This is a genomic window from Neorhizobium petrolearium, from assembly GCF_029854435.1.
Lineage (GTDB): Bacteria > Pseudomonadota > Alphaproteobacteria > Rhizobiales > Rhizobiaceae > Neorhizobium > Neorhizobium petrolearium.
In genome coordinates this window covers 3,730,373-3,755,932 of record NZ_CP123000.1, presented here as the reverse complement: position 1 = coordinate 3,755,932, position 25,560 = coordinate 3,730,373, and the positions used below count along the sequence as shown (strand labels likewise).

At 60.7% G+C, this 25,560-nt stretch carries 23 protein-coding genes; 14 read left to right on the top strand and 9 right to left on the bottom strand.

What is annotated here, in order from left to right:
* Positions 1-94 precede the first annotated feature (94 nt).
* Genes QEO92_RS18445 through QEO92_RS18410 form a run of 8 tightly spaced genes read left to right on the top strand, consistent with a single transcriptional unit; the run spans position 95 to position 8,630 of the window.
* Positions 95-409 carry a helix-turn-helix domain-containing protein gene (locus QEO92_RS18445; RefSeq protein ID WP_200883969.1) on the top strand — a complete coding sequence of 105 codons (315 nt, stop codon included), beginning with the start codon at positions 95-97 and terminating at the stop codon, positions 407-409.
* Positions 406-2,421, top strand: coding sequence for a hydrogenase 4 subunit B (hyfB, locus tag QEO92_RS18440; protein ID WP_227703993.1), 2,016 nt, complete (start codon positions 406-408; stop codon positions 2,419-2,421). The genes QEO92_RS18445 and hyfB overlap by 4 nt, the downstream gene beginning before the upstream one ends.
* Positions 2,412-3,368: a respiratory chain complex I subunit 1 family protein gene (locus tag QEO92_RS18435; RefSeq protein WP_227703992.1), complete on the top strand. Its 957-nt coding sequence runs from the start codon at positions 2,412-2,414 to the stop codon at positions 3,366-3,368. The genes hyfB and QEO92_RS18435 overlap by 10 nt, the downstream gene beginning before the upstream one ends.
* Positions 3,368-4,033, top strand: a complete 666-nt coding sequence (locus QEO92_RS18430) for a hydrogenase-4 component E (protein WP_037152851.1) — start codon at positions 3,368-3,370, stop codon at positions 4,031-4,033. The genes QEO92_RS18435 and QEO92_RS18430 overlap by 1 nt, the downstream gene beginning before the upstream one ends.
* A complete protein-coding gene (locus QEO92_RS18425; protein ID WP_037152847.1) occupies positions 4,030-5,493 on the top strand; it encodes a hydrogenase 4 subunit F in 1,464 nt (487 codons plus the stop codon). The genes QEO92_RS18430 and QEO92_RS18425 overlap by 4 nt, the downstream gene beginning before the upstream one ends.
* A gap of 14 nt (positions 5,494-5,507) precedes the next feature.
* Positions 5,508-7,019 (top strand): hydrogenase large subunit, encoded by a 1,512-nt coding sequence (locus QEO92_RS18420; protein ID WP_227703991.1) that lies wholly within the window; start codon positions 5,508-5,510, stop codon positions 7,017-7,019.
* A gap of 12 nt (positions 7,020-7,031) precedes the next feature.
* On the top strand, positions 7,032-7,565 hold the full coding sequence (locus QEO92_RS18415; RefSeq protein ID WP_037152842.1) for an NADH-quinone oxidoreductase subunit B family protein: 534 nt from the start codon (positions 7,032-7,034) through the stop codon (positions 7,563-7,565).
* A gap of 12 nt (positions 7,566-7,577) precedes the next feature.
* On the top strand, positions 7,578-8,630 hold the full coding sequence (locus QEO92_RS18410; protein ID WP_227703990.1) for a DUF4365 domain-containing protein: 1,053 nt from the start codon (positions 7,578-7,580) through the stop codon (positions 8,628-8,630).
* On the opposite strand, the gene QEO92_RS18405 is transcribed toward QEO92_RS18410, so the two are convergent.
* The 7 genes from QEO92_RS18405 to QEO92_RS18375 form a co-directional block, all read right to left on the bottom strand.
* Positions 8,599-9,999, bottom strand: a complete 1,401-nt coding sequence (locus QEO92_RS18405) for an FGGY-family carbohydrate kinase (protein ID WP_227703989.1) — start codon at positions 9,997-9,999, stop codon at positions 8,599-8,601. The two genes, QEO92_RS18410 and QEO92_RS18405, sit on opposite strands and share 32 nt — an antisense overlap.
* Positions 9,996-10,316 (bottom strand): L-rhamnose mutarotase, encoded by a 321-nt coding sequence (gene rhaM / locus QEO92_RS18400; RefSeq protein ID WP_037152834.1) that lies wholly within the window; start codon positions 10,314-10,316, stop codon positions 9,996-9,998. The genes QEO92_RS18405 and rhaM overlap by 4 nt, the downstream gene beginning before the upstream one ends.
* The gene (locus QEO92_RS18395; protein WP_227703988.1) at positions 10,313-11,314 is read right to left on the bottom strand and encodes an ABC transporter permease; all 1,002 of its coding nucleotides are present in this window, start codon (positions 11,312-11,314) and stop codon (positions 10,313-10,315) included. Before QEO92_RS18395 ends, rhaM begins: the two co-directional genes overlap by 4 nt.
* Positions 11,311-12,300: an ABC transporter permease gene (locus QEO92_RS18390; RefSeq protein WP_227703987.1), complete on the bottom strand. Its 990-nt coding sequence runs from the start codon at positions 12,298-12,300 to the stop codon at positions 11,311-11,313. The genes QEO92_RS18395 and QEO92_RS18390 overlap by 4 nt, the downstream gene beginning before the upstream one ends.
* A 10-nt stretch (positions 12,301-12,310) precedes the next feature.
* A complete protein-coding gene (locus tag QEO92_RS18385) occupies positions 12,311-13,843 on the bottom strand; it encodes a sugar ABC transporter ATP-binding protein (protein ID WP_407722124.1) in 1,533 nt (510 codons plus the stop codon).
* A gap of 171 nt (positions 13,844-14,014) precedes the next feature.
* Complete coding sequence (gene rhaS, locus QEO92_RS18380; RefSeq protein ID WP_227703986.1) at positions 14,015-15,010, bottom strand: rhamnose ABC transporter substrate-binding protein; 996 nt, start codon at positions 15,008-15,010, stop codon at positions 14,015-14,017.
* Positions 15,011-15,056: 46 nt separating this feature from the next.
* Positions 15,057-15,872 carry a DeoR/GlpR family DNA-binding transcription regulator gene (locus tag QEO92_RS18375; RefSeq protein WP_227703985.1) on the bottom strand — a complete coding sequence of 272 codons (816 nt, stop codon included), beginning with the start codon at positions 15,870-15,872 and terminating at the stop codon, positions 15,057-15,059.
* 200 nt (positions 15,873-16,072) lie between these two features.
* Here QEO92_RS18375 and QEO92_RS18370 point away from each other — a divergent pair, with 200 nt between their 5' ends.
* The 6 genes from QEO92_RS18370 (at position 16,073) to QEO92_RS18345 (ending at position 22,779) form a co-directional block, all read left to right on the top strand.
* On the top strand, positions 16,073-18,169 hold the full coding sequence (locus QEO92_RS18370) for a bifunctional rhamnulose-1-phosphate aldolase/short-chain dehydrogenase (RefSeq protein ID WP_227703984.1): 2,097 nt from the start codon (positions 16,073-16,075) through the stop codon (positions 18,167-18,169).
* 79 nt (positions 18,170-18,248) lie between these two features.
* Entirely contained in the window at positions 18,249-19,541 is a 1,293-nt protein-coding gene (rhaI, locus tag QEO92_RS18365; protein WP_227703983.1) for an L-rhamnose catabolism isomerase, read from the top strand.
* Positions 19,542-19,777: 236 nt separating this feature from the next.
* Positions 19,778-21,898 (top strand): putative bifunctional diguanylate cyclase/phosphodiesterase, encoded by a 2,121-nt coding sequence (locus QEO92_RS18360; RefSeq protein WP_227703982.1) that lies wholly within the window; start codon positions 19,778-19,780, stop codon positions 21,896-21,898.
* Positions 21,899-21,975: 77 nt separating this feature from the next.
* Positions 21,976-22,176, top strand: coding sequence for a hypothetical protein (locus QEO92_RS18355; RefSeq protein WP_227703981.1), 201 nt, complete (start codon positions 21,976-21,978; stop codon positions 22,174-22,176).
* 1 nt (position 22,177) lies between these two features.
* The gene (locus QEO92_RS18350) at positions 22,178-22,366 is read left to right on the top strand and encodes a hypothetical protein (protein WP_227703980.1); all 189 of its coding nucleotides are present in this window, start codon (positions 22,178-22,180) and stop codon (positions 22,364-22,366) included.
* Positions 22,367-22,476: 110 nt separating this feature from the next.
* Positions 22,477-22,779 (top strand): DUF982 domain-containing protein, encoded by a 303-nt coding sequence (locus QEO92_RS18345; protein ID WP_227703979.1) that lies wholly within the window; start codon positions 22,477-22,479, stop codon positions 22,777-22,779.
* Between the two features lie 115 nt (positions 22,780-22,894).
* Here QEO92_RS18345 and QEO92_RS18340 read toward each other — a convergent pair whose 3' ends face one another.
* Together QEO92_RS18340 and pglA are read right to left on the bottom strand one after the other, a co-directional pair.
* Entirely contained in the window at positions 22,895-24,040 is a 1,146-nt protein-coding gene (locus tag QEO92_RS18340) for a glycoside hydrolase family 88/105 protein (protein WP_227703978.1), read from the bottom strand.
* Positions 24,041-24,046: 6 nt separating this feature from the next.
* A complete protein-coding gene (gene pglA, locus QEO92_RS18335) occupies positions 24,047-25,558 on the bottom strand; it encodes a polygalacturonase PglA (RefSeq protein ID WP_227703977.1) in 1,512 nt (503 codons plus the stop codon).
* Between the last annotated feature and the right edge of the window lie 2 nt (positions 25,559-25,560).

Sequence of the window (25,560 nt, the reverse complement as noted above, 5' to 3'; positions counted from 1 at the left end):
GTCTCATTGCATCAGAATGTTGATTTGAGACATCAATAGGTACATCATAACTCGCGAATATCAGAGTCTGCGTAATATAAGCGATGGATGAATCGTGATTACTGCTGCTCAGATGAGAGCCGCCCGGGCTCTTCTTGGAATCGACCAGCGCCAACTGGCCGAGCGGGCGGGAATTTCGGTGCCGACAATCCAGCGCATGGAGGCCAGCGTCGACGTCGTCCGCGGCAATGTCGATTCTCTGATGCGTTTGCTGGCGGCACTGGAGAACGCCGGGATTGAACTCATCAGAGAGGGCGCTGTCAGTGAGGACGGCGGACGAGGGGTCCGGTTGAAAACGAGAGCCAACCCGCCCGAAGACGGGGCAGGAAGATCACCTGCCCGCAGGAATAAGGCGGGGTCGAGCTCATGACATCGCTTTCCGTCATCCTGTCATGTATTGTCATGTTTCTGGTGACGGGAGGGCTCGGGATTTTGATGAGCCGGTCACACCGGGCGACCCCGGCCATCTATGGGCTGAGCCTTCTTCTCTCGGCCATTGCTTTCGTCACCAGTCTTATGCATCTCGCGACATCTTTCGTTGACGCGCCGACCCTCATCCTTCCCATCGGCCTGCCGTGGCTCGGAGCCCATTTCCGGCTCGACGCGCTCTCCGCCTTCTTCCTGCTCGTGGCCAATCTCGGCGGCACGCTCGCCAGTCTTTACGGTCTCGGCTACGGCCGGCACGAGCATGCGCCGCACCGGGTGCTGCCGTTCTTTCCGGCCTTCATCGCCGGAATGAACCTGGTGCTGCTGGCCGACGATGCGTTCACCTTCCTGATTTCATGGGAGTTCATGTCGCTCGCCTCATGGGCGCTGGTGATGTCGCATCATCGCGATGCGGGCAATCGCAGGGCGGGCTACATCTATATCGTCATGGCAAGCTTCGGGACGCTGGCTCTGCTGCTCGCCTTCGGCCTGCTTGCCGGGCCTCAAGGCGCCTACGGTTTTGCCGCCATTCGCGCGGCTGAACATACGCCGCTGACGGCAGGCCTTGTCCTGATCCTCCTGCTGCTCGGCGCCGGCTCCAAGGCGGGGCTCGTGCCGCTGCACGTCTGGCTGCCGCTGGCTCACCCCGCCGCGCCGAGCCATGTCTCTGCATTGATGAGCGGCGTCATGACCAAGATCGCGATCTATGGCTTCATCCGCGTCACCTTTGATCTTCTCGGCGCGCCGTTGTGGTGGTCGGGCCTCATCGTCCTGCTGCTGGGCGGAGCGACGGCGGCGCTCGGCATTCTGCATGCCCTGATGGAACGCGACCTCAAACGTCTGCTCGCCTACAGCACCATCGAGAATATCGGCGTCATTTTCGTCAGCCTCGGTTTGGCGCTGGCCTTCAAGGCAAACGGCATGGGACTAGCATCGGCGCTGGCCCTGACCGCTGCGTTGTTCCATGTCCTCAACCATTCGCTCTTCAAGAGCCTGCTCTTCTTCGGCGCCGGCGCGGTGCTGACGGCGACCGGTGAGCGGGACATGGAGAAGCTCGGCGGCCTCATCCATCGCATGCCCGTCACCAGCTTTACCTTCCTTGTGGGCTGTGTCGCAATTTCGGCCTTGCCGCCGTTCAACGGGTTCGCGTCGGAATGGCTTGCCTTCCAGGCCATATTGCAGAGCCCCGACCTGCCGCAATGGGCGCTGAAGATCGCAGTGCCGGCTGTGGGTGGCCTGCTCGCCCTGTCGGCCGCGCTGGCGGCCGCCTGTTTCGTCAAGGCTTTCGGCATCACGTTTCTCGGCCGTCCCCGAACTCCGGCGGCTAGCGAAGTCGCGGACGTGGACCGGTTCTCTCTTGCGGCGATGTGCGCGCTTGCAGGCTTGTGCCTGCTTGCCGGCATCCTGCCGGGGATCGTTATCGACGGCACCTCGCCCGTGGTACTTTCCCTGGTCGGCGATCGCATGCCGGTGCAGATGGATATCCCCTGGCTGTCGATCGTACCGATCGCCGAAAGCCGCAGTTCCTACAACGGCCTGCTGGTCTTCCTGTTCATCGCCGTCTCAGCCTCGGCAACGATCTATGTCGTCCATCGCTGGGCGTCGCGGGCGCTTCGTCGTTCTGCCGCCTGGGATTGCGGCTTTCCCGAAAACAGCCCTTCGACACAATATACGGCAGGCAGCTTCGCCCAGCCCGTCAGGCGCGTCTTCGGCACGCTCGCCATGCGTGCCCGCGAACGGGTGGATATGCCGGCCCCGGGAGATCTCCGGCCAGCCACCTTCTCGGTCGAGCAGCACGATCTGGTCTGGGAGGGACTCTATGTGCCGATCGCGGGCGCCGTCGGGTTCGCTGCCGAGAAGCTCAACCGCCTGCAGTTCCTGTCGATCCGGCGCTATCTGAGCCTGGTCTTCCTTGCGCTTGTTTTCCTGCTTCTGGTGTTGGCGCTATGGTCCTGATTTCGGCTCTTCTCGTTCAGGCTTTCCAGATGGCGCTTGTCGTGCTGCTGGCGCCGCTGCTGACCGGTCTCATCCGCAAGGCCAAGGCGCGGCTGTTGCGCCGGCAGGGCCCCTCGCTGATCCAGCCCTATCGCGATCTCCTGCGGTTGTTCCGCAAGGAGGCCGTCGTCGCGGAGAACGCATCCTGGCTGTTCAGGGTGGCACCTTACCTGATCTTCGCCTCGACCTGGGTGGCGGCGGCCGTCATCCCGACATTCGCGACCGGCCTGATCTTCAGTTGGACGGCGGACCTGATTGCGATCGTCGCCCTTCTGGGCAGTGCGCGGTTCCTCCTGGCGCTCGCTGGCATGGATGTCGGCACCAGCTTCGGTGGGATAGGTTCAAGCCGCGAGGCGATGATCGCAACGCTCGCCGAACCTTCAATGTTGCTCATCATCTTCACGCTTGCCCTGGTGGCCGGCTCGACGCAGCTTTCGACGATCGCCGGGTTCATGAGTTCCCCTGAGGTCGGCTTGCGCGTTTCCCTCGCGATCGCCCTGGTCGCGCTCGTCATGGTGGCGATTGCCGAGAACGCCCGTATTCCGGTGGACAATCCTGCGACCCATCTGGAGCTCACCATGGTGCACGAGGCTATGGTGCTCGAATATTCCGGACGGCATCTCGCGATGATCGAACTGGCGGCGTCGCTCAAGCTGCTCCTCTACATTTCGCTGATCGTCTGCATATTCGTGCCGTGGAAACTAGCGGCCCCGGAAGCGGGGCCGATCGCCTATCTGGCCGGGCTCGTCGTCTATCTGACCAAGCTTGCGGTCGGGGGCGCGCTTCTTGCCTTGTTCGAAACCTCGATCGCCAAAATGCGAGTTTTTCGCGTGCCGGAATTCTTAGGTGCCGCGCTCATGCTCGCGCTGCTTGCCACTCTTCTGCGTTTCGTTTCGAGGAGCCTGTGATGAATGGTCCGGTCTTCGACATCGCTCACATGCTTGCCGGCGGACTGGTGCTGGTGAGCATGATGATGCTCTACCAGGACCGTCTTTATGCCCTGCTCAACGTGTTCGCACTGCACTCGCTGGTGCTGACACTGTCGGTCGCCTGGCAGGCTTTCGTTCAGGACGCGCCGCATCTTTACGTGACCGCGGCCATTGCCCTCATCTTCAAGGCCATCGTCATTCCGGTGGCGCTCCATCGCATGATCCGCCAGCTCGGCATCCATCGCGAGATCGAGACGGTCGTCGGAGTCGGCCCGACCATGCTGGCCGGCATCGGGCTCGTCGCGCTGTCGATCGTGGTCATGCTGCGCGTCACGCCGGAGGCCGATCCGCTTGCCCGTGAAGATCTTGCCTTCGCCCTCTCCGTTCTGCTGCTCGGATTGCTGATTATGGTCACGCGCCGCAATGCGGTCAGCCAGGTCGTCGGTTTCATGTCGCTGGAGAACGGGCTGGTGCTGGCCGCGACCGGCGCCAAGGGGATGCCGCTGGTCGTCGAGATCAGTGTCGCCTTCTCGATCCTGATTGCCTTCATCGTCATCGGCGTCTTCCTGTTCCGCATCCGGGAACGGTTCGATACCGTCGATGTCAGGGCACTCGACGATTTCAGGGGGAGGAGGCGGAAGTGAACGCGCTATCCCCTTTGCTCGCCTTCGATGCGGTGGCGGCGGTCCTGCTGATCCCCGTCGCGGCGGCGGCGCTTCTGGCCCTCTTGCCCGGCTACAGGATCACGGCGCGGCTCAATGTGCTTGCAAGCCTGCTGACGCTGCTCGCCGCCCTTTCCCTGTTCGTCACCGAACGGCCCGAGCCGGGACAATACCTGCTCGTCGATGATCTCAACATCGTCTTCATCGTCCTCAATGCATTCGTCGGGTTCACCACCAGCATATTCAGCGCAAGCTATATCGCGCACGAACTCGAAACCGGGCGGCTGACGCCGTCGAACCTGCGTTTCTACCATGCCATGTATCAGGTCATGATGTTCGGCATGAACCTCGCCTTCGTCTCGAACAATATCGGGCTGATGTGGGTGGCGGTCGAACTTGCGACACTGACGACGGTGCTGATGGTCGGCATCTATCGGACGCATGAGGCGCTGGAAGCGGCCTGGAAATATTTCATCCTCGGAAGCGTCGGTATCGCCTTTGCGCTCTTCGGCACCATCCTCGTTTATCTCGCCGCGCAGCCGGTCGTCGGCGAAGGTTATGACGCCATGGTCTGGACCATTCTTGTGGAGCATGCCGCTACCTTCGATCCGGCGCTTCTCAATGTCGCCTTTGTCTTTCTGCTTCTGGGTTACGGTACCAAGGTTGGCCTCGCGCCGCTGCATGCCTGGCTGCCGGATGCGCATGCCGAGGGACCGACGCCGATCTCGGCGGTGCTCTCCGGCCTCCTGCTGAACGTCGCACTCTATGCGGTCCTGCGCTTCAAGATCCTGCTTGCCGCCAGTCCCGAGGCGATCGCCGCCGGGCCGCTGATGATGACGATGGGGCTGACGTCGCTGATCTTTGCCGCCTTCATGCTCTATCGCCGCCGCGACATCAAACGCCTGTTTGCCTATTCCTCGATCGAGCACATGGGCATCATCGTCTTCGCCTTCGGCCTCGGTGGGCCACTCGCCAATTTTGCTGGCCTGCTGCACATGGTCATGCACTCGCTCACCAAATCGGCGATCTTCTTTGCCGTCGGCCATGTCGCGCAAATCAAGGGAACGCAAAGGCTTTCCGCCATCCGCGGCCTGACCGAGACGCATCCTGGCCTGGGCTGGGGATTGCTTGCCGGCGTCATTGCCATTGCCGGCCTGCCGCCGATGGGTATCTTCATGAGCGAGTTCCTGATCGTGAGCTCCACCTTCGCACGACATCCGCTGCTCGCGATCCCGCTTGTCTTCGGGTTGTTGGTTGCATTCGGGGCCCTGCTTCTGCGGCTGACAGGGGTGGCCTTCGGCCAACCACGGGGCAGCGTAGCCCCGGGCAAGGCATCCTATATTCCCATGTACGCCCATCTGGCGCTGGTACTCGGCGCCGGCATTTATCTGCCGCCGCCGCTGGTCGCCTGGTTCCAGCATATCGCCAACCTTCTTCGATGATGAGGGGGACGGGTATGCCGATGCTGAGCAATTTCATCCGGACCGGTCGCCTCATCGAGGCGCATCAACCTTGGCCACGTATCGTTGTCGATGCCGATGCCCGGGTTTTCCTGGCCGAGGCTCTCCGGGATGGACACTTGACCTTGCTCGGCCTCTGGGGCGAACGGAACAGTGTGCATATGGCGCTGCTGGATGAAGTCGACGGCGCGGTCTGCGTCGCCAGCCTTGAGGGGCTGGAGGGTGCATATCCTTCCGTCGCGCAACATCACCCACCGGCGCTTCGCCTGGAACGGACGGTCCGCGATCTGACGGGTCTTGAACCCGAAGGTTTGCCGGATACCCGGCCTTGGCTCGACCACCGGCGCTGGGATATCCGCTTCCCGCTCGGAGAGAAGGCGCTCCGTTCTTCCAAAGCGGCTCCTTACGAATTCCTGCCGGCGACAGGAGAAAGCCTGCACCAGATTCCGGTCGGACCGGTCCATGCCGGCATCATCGAACCGGGGCATTTCAGGTTCACCGCCAATGGGGAGACGGTCGTCCGCCTAGAAGAGCGTCTTGGTTATGTCCACAAGGGGATCGAAGCCCTGATGGCGGGTGCGGACATCGACAAAGCGCTCCAGCTCGCCGGACGGACATCCGGCGACAGTACAGTTGCCTATGCCTATGCGTTCTCGCGGGCCGTGGAGGCAGCGTTCGGGCTCGAAATACCGGTACGCGCGGTCTGGCTCAGAGCGCTCATGGCCGAGCTGGAGCGACTTGCCAACCATCTCGGTGATATCGGCGCCATCTGCAACGACGCGGCATTTTCATTGATGCTCGCCCATTGCGGCGTGTTGCGCGAGCGGGTGTTGCGGGCGGCGGACATCGCTTTTGGGCATCGCCTGATGCGCGACCGCATCGTGCCCGGCGGCGTCGTTGCCGACCTCGATGACATCGGTATCACCGCCTTGCGGGAATTGCTCGCGGAAATCCGCCGCCGGTTTCCGGCCCTGGTGGAACTCTACGACAATACCGCCTCTTTGCAGGACCGGACCGTTGGAACCGGCCGACTCGTGCCGGAACTCGCCCGCCAGTATGGCGCGGGCGGTTATGTCGGACGTGCGTCAGGCCGCGATTTCGATGCTCGGCGCGCCTTGCGCTATCTGCCCTACGGAGAACTTGCCTTCGACGTGCCGGTTCTGCGCGAGGGTGATGTCAATGCGCGCGTCTGGGTTCGCATCCGGGAGGTGGAGAGCAGTCTGTCGCTGGTCGAACAGATCCTCGACCGGCTCCCGGCCGGGCCGGTGCGGATCGAGCTTCCCGAAAATGGCGAGGTGAGGGAGGGCATGGCGATGGTCGAGGGCTTTCGCGGCGATGTGTTGGTCTGGCTCCGGCTTGCCGGGAACACGGTGGAACGGTGCCATCTGCGCGACCCTTCCTGGTTCCAGTGGCCGCTGCTGGAGGCAGTCATCGAGGGCAATATCGTCGCCGATTTTCCCCTCTGCAACAAATCGTTCAACTGTTCCTATTCCGGTCACGATCTCTGAAGGGAGGCCGTCATGCGCAAGCTCCTTTTTGGAAGTGTAATCCGACCGCCATTGACCGAACCGGCGCCGGATATTTCCGACGTGGCGGCGGAGGAACTGGCGGCGGCGCTCGACAAGGCGGCCCGCCGGCGGCTCGGCCGCAGCCTGTCGATCCGCGCCGTCGATGCGGGGTCCTGCAACGGCTGCGAACTCGAAATGCATGCGCTCAGCAATGCCTTTTACGACATCGAGCGTTTCGGCATCCGTTTCGTCGCTTCTCCCAGACATGCCGACGTCCTGATGGTGACAGGGCCGGTGACGAGGAACATGAGCGAGGCCCTGTTGCGAACCTACAACGCCACGCCCGCACCCAAATGGGTGGTCGCGCTCGGCGGCTGTGCCCGCGACGGCGGCTGCTTTGCCGGCAGCTATGCGGTCGTGGGTGGGGTTTCGAAGGTCGTTCCGGTAGACCTCCATATTCCGGGCTGCCCGCCCTCTCCGACGGACATCCTCAAAGGTCTGCTCGCGCTGCTTGAGCAGTCGGACAAGGGAGCCCGCGCTTCGTGAGGACGGTCTTCCATGATGCGACGTCTCCAGGCAGCACTCTTCGCAACCGGCGCCCATATAGCAGCTCTGCTCACAGCAGCGTTCTCATCACTTGCAGGTATCCGGAGACGGCGATCTCCGCTAAAGCCGCTCCGCCGCTCGCGCCATAAAGGCCCGAAAAACCATCCGGTGGATCAGGCCACGCGCCTCGCGGTCGATGCCAGCGAGCAGGTTTTCCGGCGGGATTTCAAATGGTTCTTTCGTCGGATACCGGAGTCCGATATCGGCATAGAGGCGCGGGCGGAAATTCTCGATGAAGGGAGAGCCACGGGCCGGTTCATGGCGCTGCACATCCGGTCAGAAACGTCCTGTGTCCGGGAAGAGGAGGGATACCTCTATCATGGGCGCAAGGAGCACCTGGACTATTGGACAAGACATTCGCTGCCGGTCTATCTTCTCGTTGCCGACACGCTCGGAAAACGGATCGTTTGGCAGCGCATTGAACGGCCTTTCTGCCGGGAGACGGAAGAGGAATGGTCGATCGTCGTGCCGGATGCCAATCGGCTCGACGCCGCGGCACGGCTGCTTTTCGAAGAGGCGATCCCCGCCGATCCCGAAGCCCTGATGCGTTCGATCTTTGCCCTCGACCGTCCGCTGATGGAGGACATGCAAGATCGGATAACTGTCTTCGTCTGGGATGAATGGATCGCCCCACCTTCGACCTTCTGCAATCTCCGCATCTATTTCAAGGAAGACAGAGATAGCGGTCCGGACATGCGGTTCGACTACCATTTGCGGGCAGACAGTCTCCACGAGATCATGACCAGACTTTTCCCGTGGGCGAGCTATTCCTATGCCGAACCGATTGCGGAATATTCGGAAAAGATCGCCGTTCACGTGCTGGACGTTGAATTGCGTCCGGAAGCCTGTGCCTATCTCGATGCCGAAAGCTTTCTGGAGGCAGGCTACCCGCACGAAAAGGAACCGGCCGCTCCGGAGCCAGAGGATTTCGTGACGCAAGAGGAGGAGCGTGAGTTCTGGCGCAAACGCGGCGTCAACCAGGCTCCCGATGACCGGGAAAACTGATGTGTCGGCGCCAGCTCTCTTTATAATCCGTCAGGTGATGGATGCTGCCCTCGAATCGCGCAAATTTCTTGGCCTCGACCGAAGGCATTCCCGCCAGCAGCGCAGCACCCTGGCTTGTTCCGGTCGATCCAGGCAGCGCAATCACCTCGCGGCCCAACAACGATGCCAGCGTGCGAAGGTATGTGGCATTCGAGGCAAACGGGCCTTCCACCAGAACAGGTCCTTTGGCGCCAATCAAGTGGAGGCAGGTCTCCGTCATCAGCGCGAGATAGAGACAGGCGGCGGTCCAGCGTTCGTCCGTCGAGGTGCCCCCCTCGTTGGTCCATTGCCGCTCGCAGCCGGGGAAGGGGCCTGAGCCTGCTGCAATATTCGGCAGCAGCATGACACCTTTTTCGATTACTGCAGGCATCGCGGCCAGGGCGGCGGCCTCCAGCGGGAGCTCGCCAAGCTCGGCGGTCAAAAGTTCGAATTCGCGGCCGCCCATAAAGCGGGAGGAGGGCACCGCGCGGCCATAGGCATCGACATTGGCGAGCGTATCGCGCTCAGGATCGAGATGGTCGAGATCACCGCCGACCGCAAAACTCACCACCCAAGTGCCGGTCGAGACGACGGCGAAAGGCGGCTCGCGTCCAATCAGGTGCGGCAGCAGCGAGGCGTTGGAATCATGGATGCCGCAATATACCTGAGCCGGTTTCATGAGGCCGATTCTTTCGGCGATCTCCGACAGGACCGGCCCCAAAGCATCAAAGGCGGAGCGCACCGGCGCCATGAAGTTCCGGATGCCGAGCGAATCGACCAGCGAGGAGTAGGCGCCTTCGCGCGGTCGCCAGAGGTCGGTATGGCAACCGAGCGAGGTGACCTCGTTCGCCGCTACTCCGGTCAACCTCCACGCCCAGTATTGTGGATAGGTCAGGATCGTCCGCACCCGGGCGAAATCCTCCGGAAAGACCGTCTTCTGGTAATGGAGTTGCGCCCCGACATTCAAGCCGCCGGAAAGGGGCGGCGAGAAGGTCTCCGAGAAGGGCGGCCGAAGAGCTGCATAGGCCTTTTGAATTTCTTCCGGATATTGATGCTCGTAGTCCAGGGCCGGCAAGGCGAGATTGCCCGTGTCATCCAGAAGCACGGCAGCTGCGCCATGCGTGGTGATGGAGATCGCATCGAAGCCGGGTTGTTGCGCGAAGTTGGTCAGCGCTTCCAGCACAAAGGTCCACAGCGCTTCCGTATCGTAGTGAGGATATGGCGGATCGGAGAGAACCCGGTTCGGCATGCGCCGTTCGGCGATCTCCTGGCCAGTTGCGAAATCGAGCACGACGACCTTGGCGTTGGTCTTGCCGATGTCGAGGACGGCGATCTTTCCCGGCTCGTTCATGGCAAGTGAAATACCGTCACGAGGTCGGTCGCGACCGGCGAATTGTCCGGATTGGTTTCCATGATATCGGCCATATGTGCCCACCACTTCTTCATGACCGGATGGTCCGGCAGGCCCGCCATGCCATGGTTCTGTGGACGGGTCAGCACCCCGAAGAGGATATTGGTTTCGCGATCGAGATGAATGGAATAGTCGCTGACACCTGCCTGGTGCAGCAGATCGACCAGTTCCGACCAGATCTCGTCATGACGCTTCCGGTATTCCGCCTCCATGCCCGGATTGAGCTTCATCTTGAAGGCATATTTTTCCAGAGTCATCGGCTCATTTCCCTGATGCGGCGGGTAATGATCGGCACGGCGATGGTGATGATCAAAAGCAGACCGACGAAGATCGACATGACGATGCCGGGTACGTTGAGCAGGCCCAACCCGAAGGTGACGAGCCCCATGACGAAGGCGGCAATGACGACGCCGGCGATCGTGCCGGCGCCGCCGAGGATCGAAACACCACCCAGCACGACCATGGTGACGATTTCCAGCTCCCAGCCCTGTGCGATCGATGGCCGGGTGGAACCGAGCCGCGAGGTGAGGCAGACGGAAGCGACACCGGCCATCAGTCCGGTCAGAAGGAAGAGGATGAATTTGACCCGCTCCACCGGAATCCCTGAAAAACGCGCCGCGAATTCATTATTGCCGATGACGTAAATCTGCCGACCGAAATTCGTCGCATGCAGGAGGACGGAGAAGGCAATGGCGAGGACGATGAAGAGCACGAATTCGAAGGAGAAGACCCAGGCGACGTAGCCCTGTCCGAAGTAAGCGAAGCTCTCCGGATATTTGCCATAGGCCTGGTCGCCGAGCACAATGTAGGAAATGCCCCGGAAGAGGCTCATCGTGCCGATCGTCACCACAATGGACGGAAGGCGCAAACCTGCGACAAGCAGTCCATTGAAGGCCCCGCAGACAAGCCCGGTGCCGATGCCGATCGTCACCAGTCCAGGCGTGCCAATACCAGCCTGTGCGGCTGCGCCCATCGCCGTCGAAGCAAGCGCGATGATTGCCGCGACCGACAGGTCGATCTCGCCGGCAATGACGAGTAAAGCCATGGCAAAGGCGATCATCGCCTTTTCGGTGAAATTGAACGTCGCGTCTGAGAGGTTCCAGGCGTTGAGAAAGTAGGGCGAGGCGAGGGAATTGAAGATAAAGATCAACACCGCCACGCCTAAGAGCAGGATTTCCCAGCTGCCGAGCATGCGCGAGGCTTTCGTCCCAAGCCGGTCTGGAATAACTCGTTTCGTGGTAGCGACGTCGTTCATGCGGTTACCTCGGGAGCTGCGCGGTTGCGCAGGATGATGCGGCCCGCCTTCTTTTCGGCACGGGCATTGAAGACGACGGCGAGTACGATGACGATGCCGGAAATTGCCATTTGGGCGAAGGGCGATATGCCAATGACTGGCAAGGCATTCTTGATAACGCCGAGGAACAGGGCGCCAAGCACTGCGCCGGCAACGGTGCCAATGCCGCCGGCAATGGATATGCCGCCGATCACGCAGGCTGCAACCGTATCGAGCTCGAAACCGGCTGCAATATCCACATAGGCAACGGCATAGCGCGATACCCAGAGGTAGCTGGAAAGACCGGCCAGCGCGCCCGACAAGACGAAGGCGAGGAAGCGCGTCCGACCGATATCGATTCCGGCATAGACCGCGGCGGTCGGGTTGCCACCGGAGGCATACGCCGCGCGGCCGAAGGGGAGGCGCGTCAGGACGAACCACGCACTGATGACGATGAGGATTGCGATCCAGGAGAGGACTGGCAGGCCGAGCACTGGCATGCGCGGGACATTGAGGAAAGTCGACGTCATCTGATGCGCATTGACCCAGCCGCCGCCCGAGAGCACGAAGGCCATGCCACGATAGATGGTCAGCGTGCCAAGGGTGACGACGATCGGCGGGATCTGCAGCGCCCAGACGAGAAAGCCGTTGATGGCTCCGAGCAAAGCGCCGATGCCGATTGCCATGACGATCAGGAGCGCCAGCGGCAGGTCGGGGTAGGCGGAGTTGGTCATCGCCACCGCCATGCCGGTGAAGGCGAGGTTGGCGGCGACCGAAAGGTCGATCGATTTCGTTAGGATCACCGTCATCTGGCCGAGCGCCAGGATGATCAGGATCGAGGTGTCGTTAAAGATGTTGGCGAGATTGCCCGGCGAGGCGAAGCCCGGCGCACGGGTCGAGAAGGCGGCCACCATGATCGCAATGATGACGATGAGAAGGATTTCGCGGTTTTTCAGGAGGCGGTTCATCTGTCTTTCCTCACTGATTGCCGGTTGCAGCACGCACAAGCACTTCGGCGCTGAGACGATCACGTTCGAAAATGCCGGCGGAGAGGCCTTCGCGCATCACCATCACCCGATCGGACATGCCAAGGATTTCCGGAAGTTCGGAGGAGACCATGATGATCGACAGGCCCTGCGCGGCCAGTTCGCTGATGAAGCCGTGAACGGCCGCCTTGGAGCCGATATCGATACCTTTGGTCGGCTCGTCGAGAATGATCACCTTCGGCTGGGTCGCCAGCCATTTGCCGATCACCACTTTCTGCTGGTTGCCGCCGGACAGTGTGCCGACCGGCACGGAAAGGGCGGCGGCGCGCAGATCCAGCCTCTCGGCATATTTGCGGGCGAGTGCCAATTCGTTGGCCGCCTTCAGGAAACCGGAGCGCGACGTCTTCTTGAGAGACGGTAGCGACATGTTCTGGAAGATCGGCATGGGCAGCGCCAGGCCATGGCGGCCGCGCTCTTCCGGCACGTAGACGATGCCGGCACGGATCGCATCGCTCGATGAGTGGATATCGATCGGCTGACCTTCCAGAGTGAGGCGGCCGGATGAAGGTCGGGTGATGCCGAACAGCGACTGGCAAAGCTCCGAGCGACCGGCGCCGATCAGACCGTAGAGCCCGAGGATTTCGCCTCGCCGGAGTTCGAAGGAAATGTCGCGGAATTCTGTCGGATGGCTGTAGCTCTGGACTGAGAGAACCGGTCCGCCGATCTCGACATTGACTTTCGGAAAGACGTCCTTGACGTCGCGGCCGATCATCAGGCGGACGATCTCGTCCTGCGGCGTCGTTTTCAGCTTGCCCTGGCCGACGGCGCGACCGTCGCGGAAGACCACGAAGTTCTCGGCGATCTCGTAGACCTCGTCGAACTTGTGGCTGATGAAGAGGATCGCCTTGCCCTGGCGCTTCAGGTTCTGGACAATGCGGAACAGGTCGTCGATTTCCTTGCGGGAAAGGGCGGCCGTCGGCTCGTCCATGATGACGATGCGCGCCTCGACCGAAAGCGCCCTGGCGATCGCTACGAGATGGCGCTGGGCGATCGAGAGGTCGCGCAACCGGATCGTCGGGTCGATCTCGCTTTCGAGCTGCCGCATGAGCGTTTTTGAGCGCTCGTTGATCTGCCGCCAGTCGATCGTGCCGAAACGGGTGCGCGGCGCGTGGCCGAGAAAGATGTTCTCTCCGACGCTCAGCTCGTCGAACAGCACGGTCTCCTGGTGGATGGCGGTGACGCCTGCATCGATCGCAGCCTGCGCACTGTGAAAGACGATCGGCTGGCCGTCGATCAGGATCTCGCCCTCATTGGGGCGGTAGATACCGGTAAGGATTTTGACCAGCGTCGATTTTCCGGCGCCGTTTTCGCCGATCAGTGCCGTCACCTGGCCGGGATAGAGTTTGATGCTGACACCGTCGAGCGCCTTCACGCCCGGAAATATCTGGCTGATGCCGCGCATTTCGAGGATTGGTGTTTCGGTAGCGATTGGCTGTATTTCGATCATCGGTGCCGCGGCGTTCATCATCGGTTTCACCTGCAAAAGCCCCTCATCCGCCTGCCGGCACCTTCTCCCCGCATGCAGGGAGAAGGGATATGCCGCATCGTTTTCCTTCATCCGCAATGTTGCGTGTGGCACGTTCCCTCTCCCCGCGGGCGGGGAAAGGGTTAGGGTGAGGGGCAACTTGCTTGCGGCTCAGAAAATCTTCGAGAACTCGTCGATATTGGAGGCATTGTAGACGAACGGGTCGGACATCGCGGCTTCGCCGTTGTCGTCGATCTTGATCGCGCCCATGCGGCCTGCCTTGATCTCGGAGCCCGGCTTGCCGTCCGCGTTGCCCTTGACGATGTGATAGGCGATCTGCGTTGCAGAATAGCCGAGGTCGATCGGGTTCCAGATCGCGAATTCCTTCGTCGCGCCCGACTTGATGGCGCCAGCCATTTCAGATGGCAGGCCGAGACCGGTCACGTAGACCTGGCCGATCTTGCCGGCATCCTTGACGGCCTGCGATGCAGCCAGCACCCCGACTGTGGTCGGTGCGACGATGACCTTCACGTTCGGCTGCGAGGTGAGCAAGCCCTGGGCTTCGCGATAGGACTTGTCGGCCAGGTCGTCCCCGTAAACGGTGGTAGCGAGGTTGAGGCCGGGGAAATCCTTGAGCTGCTTCTTCATTTCGGCGATCCAGGTGTTCTGGTTCGTCGAGGTGGTGGTGGCAGACAGGATCGCGAAATCGCCCTTGCCGCCTTCCAGATGGTTCTTGGCGAGCGTCAGGCACATCCTGCCGATCAGCTCGTTGGAAGACGGATTCAGATGCATGATGCGACCTTCAGGCGCCACACCGGAATCCCAGGAAATTACCTTGATGCCGCGCTGAGTAGCCTTCTTCAGCGCCGGAACGACGGCATCCGGATCGTTGGCGGAAATGGCGATCGCATCGACGCCCTGCGCGATCAGCGAATTGATCACTTCGATCTGGCCTTCGGCCGTGGTCGTCGTCGGGCCGGTATAGATGACCTCGACGCCGCCGAGTTCCTTCGCTGCTTCCTGCGCGCCTTTGTTGGCGGCTTCGAAGAAGCCGTTGCCGAGCGATTTGACGACAAGGGCGATCTTCATGTCGGCGGCACTTGCGGCCGTCGTCATGGCGGCAAAGGCGAGCGCCACGCCGAGCGCAAGTTTCTTGGCTAGTTTCATTTTCAGTCCTCCCAGTTGAACAGGTTCATTTCCCTCCCGTCGCCTCTCAGGCGGCCGACGGGGAATCCTCCTTGACAGTCTCCGCCACCGCGGCTCCGGCAATGATCAGCTTGACGCCCGCGTCCTCGATCATCCGCGCGGCATCTTCAGAAATGCCGTCATCGGTGATGACCGTCGTCACGCGTTCCAGCGGGCAGAGAATGAGGCTGGAACGGCGATGGAATTTCGAGGCGTCCACCATCACGATCAGTTCTTCGGCTTGGCTCATCAGCTTCTGTTCACTCTGAATCACCAAAGCATCGGCTTCCATAACGCCGAGCGGACCGACGCCTTGCGCGCCGATAAACATCCGCCTTGCATAGAAGTTGCGGATCGCGTCGTTTTCGAAGGGTGACAGGATGAGGCTCTGCTCGCGATAGATCGCGCCGCCCGGCACCGTCACCGTGCTTTTCGAATGCTTGACCAGATGCTCGGCGATCGCAAACGAATTGGTCATCACCTGCAGGCGGCGCGCCGACATGAAATGCACCATCTGGAACGTGGTCGTGCCGCCATTGATGATGACGGAATCGCCTTCTTCGCAGAGTTCGACTGCGCGGCGTGCAATCGCGCGCTTCTTATCGATATTGACGGATTCGGAAACCCGGAACGAGCGGGCGGCAAGCTGGCCGATCTGTGGCGGATGAACCGCCTCGGCCCCGCCGCGCACGCGTCGGAGCTTGCCCTGGACGTGCAGTGCCGCGATGTCGCGCCGGATAGTCGCTTCGGAGGCTTCGGTCAGTTCGGCGATATCCTGCACCGTAATGACAGGCTTTTCCTGGATCGCGCTCAGAATGATGCGATGGCGTTCACGTTCGTGCATGGGGTTCCTCCTGAGCGTCAACTATTGCCGGAAATATTCTGTTGTCAATCAGAAACGATCAAATTCGCTTTTATTGCGCTGCACAATGAAAGTTTATGATCGTTTTTGATTGACACATGGCGGAGCAATGCGCGATATCCACCGTATAGGAGACGGCGGCGCCCGGTCGCCGTGAGCCGAAACACGTTGGGAGGAAAGCGATGTCGGGCCAAACCCGCCTTCTCGAAAACCGCTGGGACGATTCTTACGCAGCCAAGCTCGATGAGCCGGGCAAGCTGCTCTACCGCTCCAACCTCCTCGGCGCCGACAAGCGCATTACCAATTACGGCGGCGGCAATACCTCTGCCAAGGTGATGGAGAAGGACCCGCTGTCCGGCGAAAAGGTCCGCGTCATGTGGGTGAAGGGTTCCGGCGGCGATGTCGGCACGATCAAGCTCGATGGTTTCGCCACCCTCTACATGGACAAGCTGGAAGCGCTGAAGGGCCTCTACAAGGGGGTAGAGGACGAAGACCGCATGGTCGGTTTCCTGCCGCATTGCACCTTCAATCTCAATCCCCGCGCGGCTTCCATCGACACGCCGCTGCACGGTTTCGTGCCCTATACGCATGTCGACCACATGCATCCGGACGCCATCATCGCGATTGCCGCTTCGAAGAATTCGAAGGAACTGACGAAGCAGATTTTTGGCGACGAGATCGGTTGGCTGCCGTGGCGGCGGCCGGGCTTTCAGCTCGGGCTCGACCTTGAAGCATTCGTAAAGGCCAATCCGAATGCCAGGGGCGTCGTATTGGAGAGCCACGGCCTGTTCACCTGGGCAAACGACGCGAAGGCCTCCTACGAACTGACGCTTCAGATCATCAACAAGGCGATCGACTGGTTCGCGGGAGCGACCGAGGGCAAGACGATTTTCGGTGGCGCCGTGGCGAAGAGCCTGCCGGCAGCGGAGCGTCGGGCGGTCGCTGCCAGGCTTATGCCGGAAATCCGTGGCCGCATCGGAAAAGCCGAGCGCAAGCTCGGTCATTTCGATGACCAGGATGCGGTGCTGGAATTCGTCAACTCGAAGAACCTGAAGCCCTTGGGCGCGCTCGGCACGTCCTGCCCGGACCACTTCCTGCGCACGAAGATCCGGCCGCTGATCCTCGATTTCGATCCGGCAAAGCCGGATGTCGATGCGGTCATCGCCGTGCTCGACGAGGCGCTGGAGGAGTACCGCGCCGATTACACCCGCTACTACGAGACCTGCAAGCACGACAACTCGCCGAAGATGCGCGATCCCAATACCGTCATCTTCCTGGTGCCGGGCGTCGGCATGCTGTCCTTTGCGCGCGACAAGGCGACCGCCCGCATCGCCGGCGAGTTCTATGTCAACGCGATCAACGTGATGCGCGGCGCCTCCACCGTTTCCGAATATCAGGGCCTGCCGGAGCAGGAGGCTTTCGACATCGAATACTGGCTTCTCGAAGAGGCGAAGCTGCAGCGCATGCCGAAGCCGAAGAGCCTCGCCGGCCAGGTGGCCTTCGTCACCGGCGGTGCGGGCGGGATCGGCCGGGCGACGGCTTCGCGGCTGATGGGTGAGGGGGCCTGCGTCGTGCTCGCCGATATCGACGGCGGTGCGCTTGAGGCGACCAGGGCGGATTTCGAAAAGTCCTTCGGCAAGGATGCTGTTCGAGGCGTCATTCTGGACGTCACCAAGGAAGACGCGGTCCTCGCCGCTTTCGCGGAAGCCTGCGTCGAATTCGGCGGCGTCGATATCTTGGTCTCCAATGCCGGCATTGCCTCCTCGGCCCCGGTCGAAGAAACCACGCTCGCCATGTGGAACAAGAATATCGACATCCTGACGACCGGTTATTTCCTTGTCTCGCGTGAGGCGTTTCGGCTGTTCCGGCGCCAGAAGCTTGGCGGCAATGTCGTCTTCGTCGCCTCCAAGAACGGGCTCGCTTCCTCGCCGAATGCGTCGGCCTATTGCACCGCAAAGGCTGCTGAAATCCATCTCGCCCGCTGCCTGGCGCTGGAAGGGGCGGAAGCGGGCATCCGCGTCAATACGGTCAACCCGGATGCGGTGCTGCGCGGCTCGAAGATCTGGAGCGGCGAGTGGCGCGAACAGCGGGCGGCATCGTCAAAGATCGAGGTGAGCGATCTGGAGGAACATTACCGCAAGCGCTCGATGCTGAAGCTGAACGTCTTTCCGGAAGACATTGCCGAGGCGATCTACTTCCTTGCGTCCGACGCATCGTCGAAGTCGACCGGTAACATCATCAACGTGGATGCGGGCAACGCCCAGAGCTTTACGCGCTGACAGCTTGTCCGCCCGCATCCGGCTCTCCCAAGGCCGGCGGCGGGTGGACCCTCTAATTACGCCTTGGGGAGGAGACGTCATGACAGAGCTGAAGATTGCTGCGGACCTGATCGCTGCGGAAAACGACAAGCGCGCAGCCGCACTCAAATCCGATTACGCTGCGCTCGGCGAAAATCTGTCGCGCCGCGAGATCGATATCGACGCGATTACGAGACAAGTCGCGGATTTCTTCGTCGCGGTGCCCTCCTGGGGCGTCGGCACAGGCGGCACCCGGTTTGCCCGCTTCCCGGGATTGGGCGAACCGCGCGGCATCTTTGACAAGCTCGACGATTGCTCCGTCATTCATCAGTTGACCCAGGCAACGCCGACAGTCTCCCTGCACATTCCCTGGGACAAGGCGGATGCCAAGGAACTGAAGGCTAAGGGAGATGTGTTGGGCTTAAGCTTCGATGCGATGAACTCCAACACCTTTTCCGACGCGCCGGGGCAGAAACATTCCTACAAATACGGTTCGCTCAGCCACACCGATGCTGCGACGCGCAGCCAGGCCATCGAGCACAATCTCGAATGCATCGAGATCGGCAAGACCATTGGCTCCAAGGCGCTGACAGTATGGGTCGGCGACGGCTCGAACTTCCCGGGCCAGAGTCATTTTACCCGAACCTTCGAGCGGTATCTTGCCTCTATGGGCGAGATCTACAAGACGCTGCCGGACGACTGGCGGCTCTTTACCGAGCACAAGATGTACGAACCCGCCTTCTATTCGACGGTGGTGCAGGATTGGGGCACGAACTACCTGATCGCCAAGACGCTCGGACCCAAGGCCTTCTGCCTCGTCGACCTCGGCCACCATGCACCGAATACCAATATCGAGATGATCGTCGCCCGCCTTATCCAGTTCGGCAAGCTCGGTGGCTTCCACTTAAACGACTCGAAATATGGCGACGACGACCTCGACGCCGGTGCCATCGAGCCCTACCGGCTGTTCCTCGTCTTCAACGAGCTGGTCGATGCGGAACATCGTGGCGTAAAGGGCTTCCATCCGGCCCATATGATCGACCAGTCGCATAACGTGACCGACCCGATCGAAAGCCTGATTTCCAGCGCCAACGAAATCCGCCGTGCTTATGCCCAGGCGTTGCTCGTCGATCGCGCGGCACTCGACGGCTATCAGCAGGACAACGATGCGCTGATGGCTTCGGAAACCTTGAAGCGCGCTTATCGCACCGATGTGGAACCGATCCTCGCGGAAGCCCGTCGCCGTGCCGGCGGCGCGGTAGATCCCATCGCAACATACCGCGTCAGCGGTTATCGCAAGAAGGTCGCGTCAGAGCGCCCGGCGCCAGCTGCCGGCAGCGGTGGGATTGTTTAGATTCTGATAGGCCGGCCTAAGGGTTAGGTGTGCCGTTCCTTAAAAAGGCATCGGTTCCAACTTCGAATTTGATTACCATGTTTCCGGTATTTCTCTAAGAAACCGGCGCGCGCCCGTAATGCGGCAGCTCAAAACGTGCATCGATAACCATCGGATTAATTGTTCCTTGATTATCAAATCCTAATGTTTCGGCTTGCAGGAATAACCTGCTGTTTATACAGATGCCGGTCCTATAGATGCAGAAAAGCCTACGCGCCCGATCCTCCCATTCCGCCCTTCTTGTTATAGCCGCTGTGACAGCGTTCTTCATCGTCGTCGGTACCATCCTGGCGGTGTTGGTGGCTTTGGCGGTCAAAGACATGACGGGGGCGGCAACGGCGATCGATGATGCCCGCGCACTCAATGCCGCTGGCGCCGCTGTGCGGGCCTTTCGGAACAATCTCAGCGCAACGGTCAGGGACAACGCCGTCTGGGACGATGCCTACAGGGCAATCGCGTCGGAGGATGCAAAGGATTGGGCTGTCGAGAACTGGGGCACGACGACGGAGGACTATCCGCTGTACGACATTGCCATCGTGCTGACGGCAGAGCGGGAGGTATTGATCTCCTACAAGAAAGGGCAGGAATTTGACCCAATCCGCTATTTCGGCGCAACGCTCTTTGAGTTTTCCGAAAAAGCGAGCAAGGCGGGCCAGAATACGGTTGCAGGTTTCGTGGCGACACCTGACGGCACCGTGCTTGTCGGAGCCAGTGCCATTCAACCTTATACGGCGACGGCCGATATCCCTCCGAGGTTCAGCACGCTCTTCCTCGCCAAGATGCTGACACCTGAGGCAGTGGCACAGCTGGACCAAACCTTTCACCTTGGCGACTTGAGACTTGTTAGTTTTCCCAATGCTGACCATTTGAGCACGCCACTTCCAGGCGTCGACGGCAGAGCCATTTCCTATCTGGAATGGCCAAGCCGGGATCCGGGTTCAAAGATCTATCAGGAAGTTCGGGGCTATTTGCTTGCGGCCGCGTTGCTTCTCACCGGCTTCTTCGTTGCCATTGTTGTGACCGGTTCCCTTTCTGCCCGCAACTTCAAGCGATCGGCGCAACAGGCCCATCAGAGAGCAATTCATGATCCATTGAGCTCCCTCTTAAATCGAGCGGGATTCCTGGAAAGGCTGGACGAGCGGCTGGTTCGAAAGGTTGAGTTGGACCTTCATTTTCTCGATCTCGACGGGTTCAAAGAGGTCAATGATGCGTGGGGACATGCCGTCGGTGACGCATTGATCAAGCTCGTCGCCGCCAGGATCGAGGCGCTTCTGCCCGATGATGCATTGTTCGCGCGTCTCGGTGGCGATGAATTCGCCATTGCCGTGGCGAAGGGAGCCGTCGATGAGCTTTCGGAAACGATCCTGCGCGCATTGGCGACCCCGTTCATTATCGGTGGAAGGACAATAGAGATCGGGGTAAGCATCGGTCTTGTTTCCACCGATGCAACTATCAATGACCCTCTCGAATTTGTCCGACGCGCCGACATGGCCTTGTACCGGGCCAAAGAAAATGGCCGAGGTCAGGCTGTCGCATATCACGGAGACCTTGACCTTGAGCGGGAGCATCGCACGAGACTGGAGGATAGTCTCCGTTCGGCGATCGCGTCTGCAAGCATTCACCCAGCCTATCAGCCATTGGTAGATGCGGAGACCGGAGAGCTGAAGGGGGTCGAAGCCCTGGCTCGGTGGACAACCGAAACCGGCCCGATCAGCCCGGAAGTCTTCATTCCGATCGCCGAACGCGCCGGTCTGATCGATGAACTTGGCCTGCACGTACTCTCGGCGGCTATCGACAGCGTTAGGCAATGGGACGATATCACCGTTTCCGTCAATGTCTCGCCGATACAGCTCAAGAATCCGAACTTTGCTGCAGATGTCGCAGCCGTTCTCAAGGCGAAGTCTTTCGATCCAGGCCGGCTGACGCTTGAAATCACCGAAGGTGTTCTGATGTCGAATCCTGAACACGCCAAGCGTTCGATTGCCAGCCTGAAAGCGATCGGCGTCAAGTTCGCCCTTGACGATTTCGGTTGCGGTTATGCGAGCATCGGGGCGTTGCGGGAGTTCGGTTTCGACCGCATGAAGATAGATCGATCGCTGGTAACGGCGATCGATAGCGAGCGGGGAGCGCGGATATTGGCCGCAACCATCTCCCTTGCCAATGCGCTCAACATTCCCGTAACGGCTGAGGGCGTCGAAACGCCGGCACAGGCCAAAGTTCTCAAGCTTTCCGGATGCGACCAGCTTCAGGGCTATTTGGTAGGCAAGCCCATGGCGGCCGTCGAAATCGAAAAAAGATTTATCTCACACGTGGCCTGAACCGCGCCAGGAGATTCCTTTCCTAGCGGAACCCTCCGCCTCAATGCTGGTTCTTCCTCAAAGAAGGAGGATTTGACATGGGCATGAATGCACCAAAGAAAGGCGCACCGGGTACGACCGATCAGTCTCCGCGGTGGGAAGGACCACAGGAAAATCTGCCGCGAGGCTACATGCCGGCCAAGGATGATCCGGATCGGGACAGAGATGCGCGCGGCGAGAACAATCGCGATCCATCTCGCGAAAAGCTTTCCGATGCCGGCAAGACCAAGGGAGACTGACATGAAGGAAAGCCAATCGCCCCGCGGTCCCGAAGCCGACGCAAAAGGTCAGTTCGCCAAGTCGCAAGCCGACAGGAAAAGCAGCGGCGTTCATAGCGCCAAGCCGACGGTCGTTACCGGGTCCGAGGATGCCACGGCACATCGCAACCCGCCAGGAAGGAAGGGTAAGGGGGCCTCCAACGACCATTAGTGCGGTCCGCACCAGGGCGCTGGTGCGGACGTTACTTCTTGAAAAACCAAAGGCCACTCACCAGATTGATTTCGCTTCTTTATCCGGTTTGACAGCGAAAGGAGGAAATCATGTACATCCCGGATATGCCATTCCGTGCGCCTGTTACGATCCGCCTGCAATCGGGCTTGGAGCGCAGTTTTGGAAGCGTCTATGACGCGCTGGATTTTCTGGAAAATGAATGGCCTTTAAAACACGGGGAGCGCTATCAGCGCGCCGTGCGAAGGTGCCGTGCAGCTTTGAACAGGATGCTTCCCACCGAGGTCGCCCGCGAGGCATTCATCGCCGCCTGCCTGGAGGCCGGCATGCCCGCGATCATGGTCGGCGGCATTGTGTTTGCTCCATCGGGTAACGGCAGGATCGCGGCTTCGTAAGCGAAGGCGGGGGACCGGTTGCCTGCATCGCGCCCGTTCCCCTGCTCGTTGAACGCATCTCTCGTACCCGGCATCGTCATGACTTGGCCGACTGACCGCAAGGCGGCCAAATCGCTCAGCGCTCCGAGGTTGTGCTAAGCTCAACCTTATCCCCATCCTCGTTCCCGATGAGGCGTTTGGATTGGGTATCTCGCTTTGTTTCGGCATAGGCCATCATCAGAGGCCCGACGCCCTTGATGTCATCCGGGCGGATTTCCTCCGAAAGATAATATTCCACCGTGCCGTCCCGGTATCGGCCGTTAAAACCGCCAAGACCCGCTACGCAACAGACATTGTGAAGCTTGATCATGCCATCCGGAGCCGGCCGCAATTCGTGTTCGATCAGCGATTGGAGAGCTGTCCGGCCGGCGTGCGCATAGGATGCCGATCCGGTGAGGCGCGCAAGCTTCTGGAGGAAATAGGAAAACATCGCCGTCGCCGAACTTTCTGGGTAATTCCGGGCTTCGTCGGGGCGGTCGATGACCTGCAGCCAGCGGTGGTCCGGCGTTCGAAGGGTCAACAATCGGGATGCGAGCGCCGAGGCTCGATCGGCAAGTTCCTGCCGAACTGGGCCAAACGGCAGGCTCTCGATAATGTCGACGAAAGCCATGGCGAGCCAACCAATCGATCTTCCCCAATGGGCGGGCGAGAGGCCGCTTTCCGCATCCGCCCAGGATTGCTGCCGAGATTCGTCGTAGCCATGCCGGTAAAGGCCGGTCGCCTGGTCGTAAGTCAGGTCGAGCGCGGTCAGGAATTGCCGAAGCGTCTCATCTGCCATGTCGGGCCGGGAGGTGGCGCGGGCATATTCCATCTTGAACGGCAGAGCCATGTAGAGACCGTCCAGCCAGATCTGGTGGGGGTAGCGGAGCTTATGCCAATAGACGTCGCTTTCGGTGCGCGGATGCGTTTCAAGTTGCCGCGCGAGTAAAGTGGCGGCACTAAGCCAGGCAGTCTCGCCGGTTAGCCGGTAAAGGAAGACGAGGGCGCGGCCGGCCAGGATATTGTCGATGTTGAATTCCTCGATCTCATACCCGGCCAGCCGACCCGAGGCGTCGATCTGACCGCCGACCAGCCGGATAAGGTGGTCGAGCCAGCGGTCGTCGCCGGTCGCTTCATAGAGCGTAATCAGACCGCGATAGAGGCACCCGTCTTCGTAGCACCACGCGCCGCCCTTATAATATTCGTAGTTGCGGACATAGGTCTCGAAGTAGTCGTGAAGCATCGGATTTCAGTCTTGTGCTGGATGAATGGAAGGAGGGGAGAGCCGTACAAGGCGGCTGAATGTGGTGTTTTCCGCAATAATCCCGGCGTGGCGGAGAGGCGAGAGACGGCAGGCCATTTCCGGCACCTCTGCCTCCGCCTCGGGCGCGAAGGAAACCGAATAATTCTCAAAGGTGATGTCGTGGATTGCCGCTTCCGGCAGGCCGTAAAAGACGGCTGCCGCCGTGCGGGCGCCGGAGACGGTAACATTTTCGATCGAGATTGATCTGATACTCGGCGTCTCGATGGATACCGGTAGCGGCGCTCGGGACTGGACGTAGTCCGACCGGCCATCGGCATCGCAGAAATAAAAGGAGTTGACCGCTACCGGTGTCGCGACCTCCTCCATAAGGCTGTCCGCAATCCTGATGTCCGAAACCATGCCGCCGCGTCCCCTCCGGGTCTTGATGCGCAGGCCGCGGTCCGTGCCCCTGAAGTGGCAATTCCGGATGGTGATGTCCCGGACACCGGCACTCATCTCGCTGCCGATGACGACGGCCCCATGGCCGCGTTCCATGAAGCAGTTGGAGATACTTACGCGTTCCGTGGGCAGGTCCGGCCCGCCGCGCGGGCTGCGCTTGCCGGCCTTTATGGCTATGCAGTCGTCTCCGACCGAGATGTGCAGCCCGACGAGACGGACGTCAGCACAGCTTTCGGGGTTGAAACCGTCCGTATTCGGCGAATCCGGATGATTGTAGATTTTCAGGCCGACAGCCAGCACTCGCCTGCAGAGGACCGGATGAATCGTCCAGGAGGGCGAATTGCGGATGGTAAGGCCGGAAAGGGTCACGTCCTCACATCCGGAGAGAAAGACGGTCCGTGCCCGGCGGGCGCCCTGACGTGTCTCCTTGGGCCAGGACCACCAGTCTCCGCGGTCGCCGCCGCCATCGATGATACCGGCGCCGGTGATCGAAAGGTTCCGGCAGTCGATCGCGTTGATGAGGCCTGCATAACAGGCTTCCGCCACGCCCTCCCAAGTACCGAGTACACGGCCATCGGGATGACGAGCAGGTATGATAGGAAAGTCTTCCCTTTCGGAGGTCGCCGCCAATTCCCCTCCCTCTTCAATCAGCAGTGTCATGCTGCTCTTGAGGAAGACCGGGCCGCTTAGCCAGCGGCCCGCGGGTATCTTGAGCGTTCCTCCGATCGGAAGAGCGGCAATGGCGCTCTCAATCGCTTCAGCATTGTCCGATGATCCGGTCGACGCGCCGAAATCGCGGATGTCAATTAAAGCGGTTTCGTTTCGCGTTGTGAACTCAAGACGGGCATCGCCTATCTGGAGAGAATAAAGGCTGCCCGGCTCCAGCCCATTGACCGAGGAGACGACACGCCGTGTCGTCTCCTCGGCTACAAGGCCACCATCAGCATCCCGCACTTCCCAGGCGAACGTAGCGTCACGTTCAAAGAAATACCTTCCGGCATCGACGCTGAAGGTCGCACTGCGTGATCCGGTCGTCAGAAGTTCGATGGTGGCCGTCACGT

Bases quoted from the DNA above. Each gene is read 5' to 3' on its own strand.
- hyfB (WP_227703993.1), top strand. From the start codon at position 406: ATGACATCGCTTTCCGTCATCCTGTCATGTATTGTCATGTTTCTGGTG.
- QEO92_RS18435 (WP_227703992.1), top strand. From the start codon at position 2,412: ATGGTCCTGATTTCGGCTCTTCTCGTTCAGGCTTTCCAGATGGCGCTT.
- QEO92_RS18430 (WP_037152851.1), top strand. From the start codon at position 3,368: ATGAATGGTCCGGTCTTCGACATCGCTCACATGCTTGCCGGCGGACTG.
- QEO92_RS18420 (WP_227703991.1), top strand. From the start codon at position 5,508: ATGCCGATGCTGAGCAATTTCATCCGGACCGGTCGCCTCATCGAGGCG.
- QEO92_RS18415 (WP_037152842.1), top strand. From the start codon at position 7,032: ATGCGCAAGCTCCTTTTTGGAAGTGTAATCCGACCGCCATTGACCGAA.
- QEO92_RS18410 (WP_227703990.1), top strand. From the start codon at position 7,578: ATGATGCGACGTCTCCAGGCAGCACTCTTCGCAACCGGCGCCCATATA.
- QEO92_RS18405 (WP_227703989.1), bottom strand. From the start codon at position 9,999: ATGAACGAGCCGGGAAAGATCGCCGTCCTCGACATCGGCAAGACCAAC.
- rhaM (WP_037152834.1), bottom strand. From the start codon at position 10,316: ATGACTCTGGAAAAATATGCCTTCAAGATGAAGCTCAATCCGGGCATG.
- QEO92_RS18395 (WP_227703988.1), bottom strand. From the start codon at position 11,314: ATGAACGACGTCGCTACCACGAAACGAGTTATTCCAGACCGGCTTGGG.
- QEO92_RS18390 (WP_227703987.1), bottom strand. From the start codon at position 12,300: ATGAACCGCCTCCTGAAAAACCGCGAAATCCTTCTCATCGTCATCATT.
- QEO92_RS18385 (WP_407722124.1), bottom strand. From the start codon at position 13,843: ATGAACGCCGCGGCACCGATGATCGAAATACAGCCAATCGCTACCGAA.
- rhaS (WP_227703986.1), bottom strand. From the start codon at position 15,010: ATGAAACTAGCCAAGAAACTTGCGCTCGGCGTGGCGCTCGCCTTTGCC.
- QEO92_RS18375 (WP_227703985.1), bottom strand. From the start codon at position 15,872: ATGCACGAACGTGAACGCCATCGCATCATTCTGAGCGCGATCCAGGAA.
- QEO92_RS18370 (WP_227703984.1), top strand. From the start codon at position 16,073: ATGTCGGGCCAAACCCGCCTTCTCGAAAACCGCTGGGACGATTCTTAC.
- rhaI (WP_227703983.1), top strand. From the start codon at position 18,249: ATGACAGAGCTGAAGATTGCTGCGGACCTGATCGCTGCGGAAAACGAC.
- QEO92_RS18360 (WP_227703982.1), top strand. From the start codon at position 19,778: ATGCAGAAAAGCCTACGCGCCCGATCCTCCCATTCCGCCCTTCTTGTT.
- QEO92_RS18355 (WP_227703981.1), top strand. From the start codon at position 21,976: ATGGGCATGAATGCACCAAAGAAAGGCGCACCGGGTACGACCGATCAG.
- QEO92_RS18350 (WP_227703980.1), top strand. From the start codon at position 22,178: ATGAAGGAAAGCCAATCGCCCCGCGGTCCCGAAGCCGACGCAAAAGGT.
- QEO92_RS18345 (WP_227703979.1), top strand. From the start codon at position 22,477: ATGTACATCCCGGATATGCCATTCCGTGCGCCTGTTACGATCCGCCTG.
- QEO92_RS18340 (WP_227703978.1), bottom strand. From the start codon at position 24,040: ATGCTTCACGACTACTTCGAGACCTATGTCCGCAACTACGAATATTAT.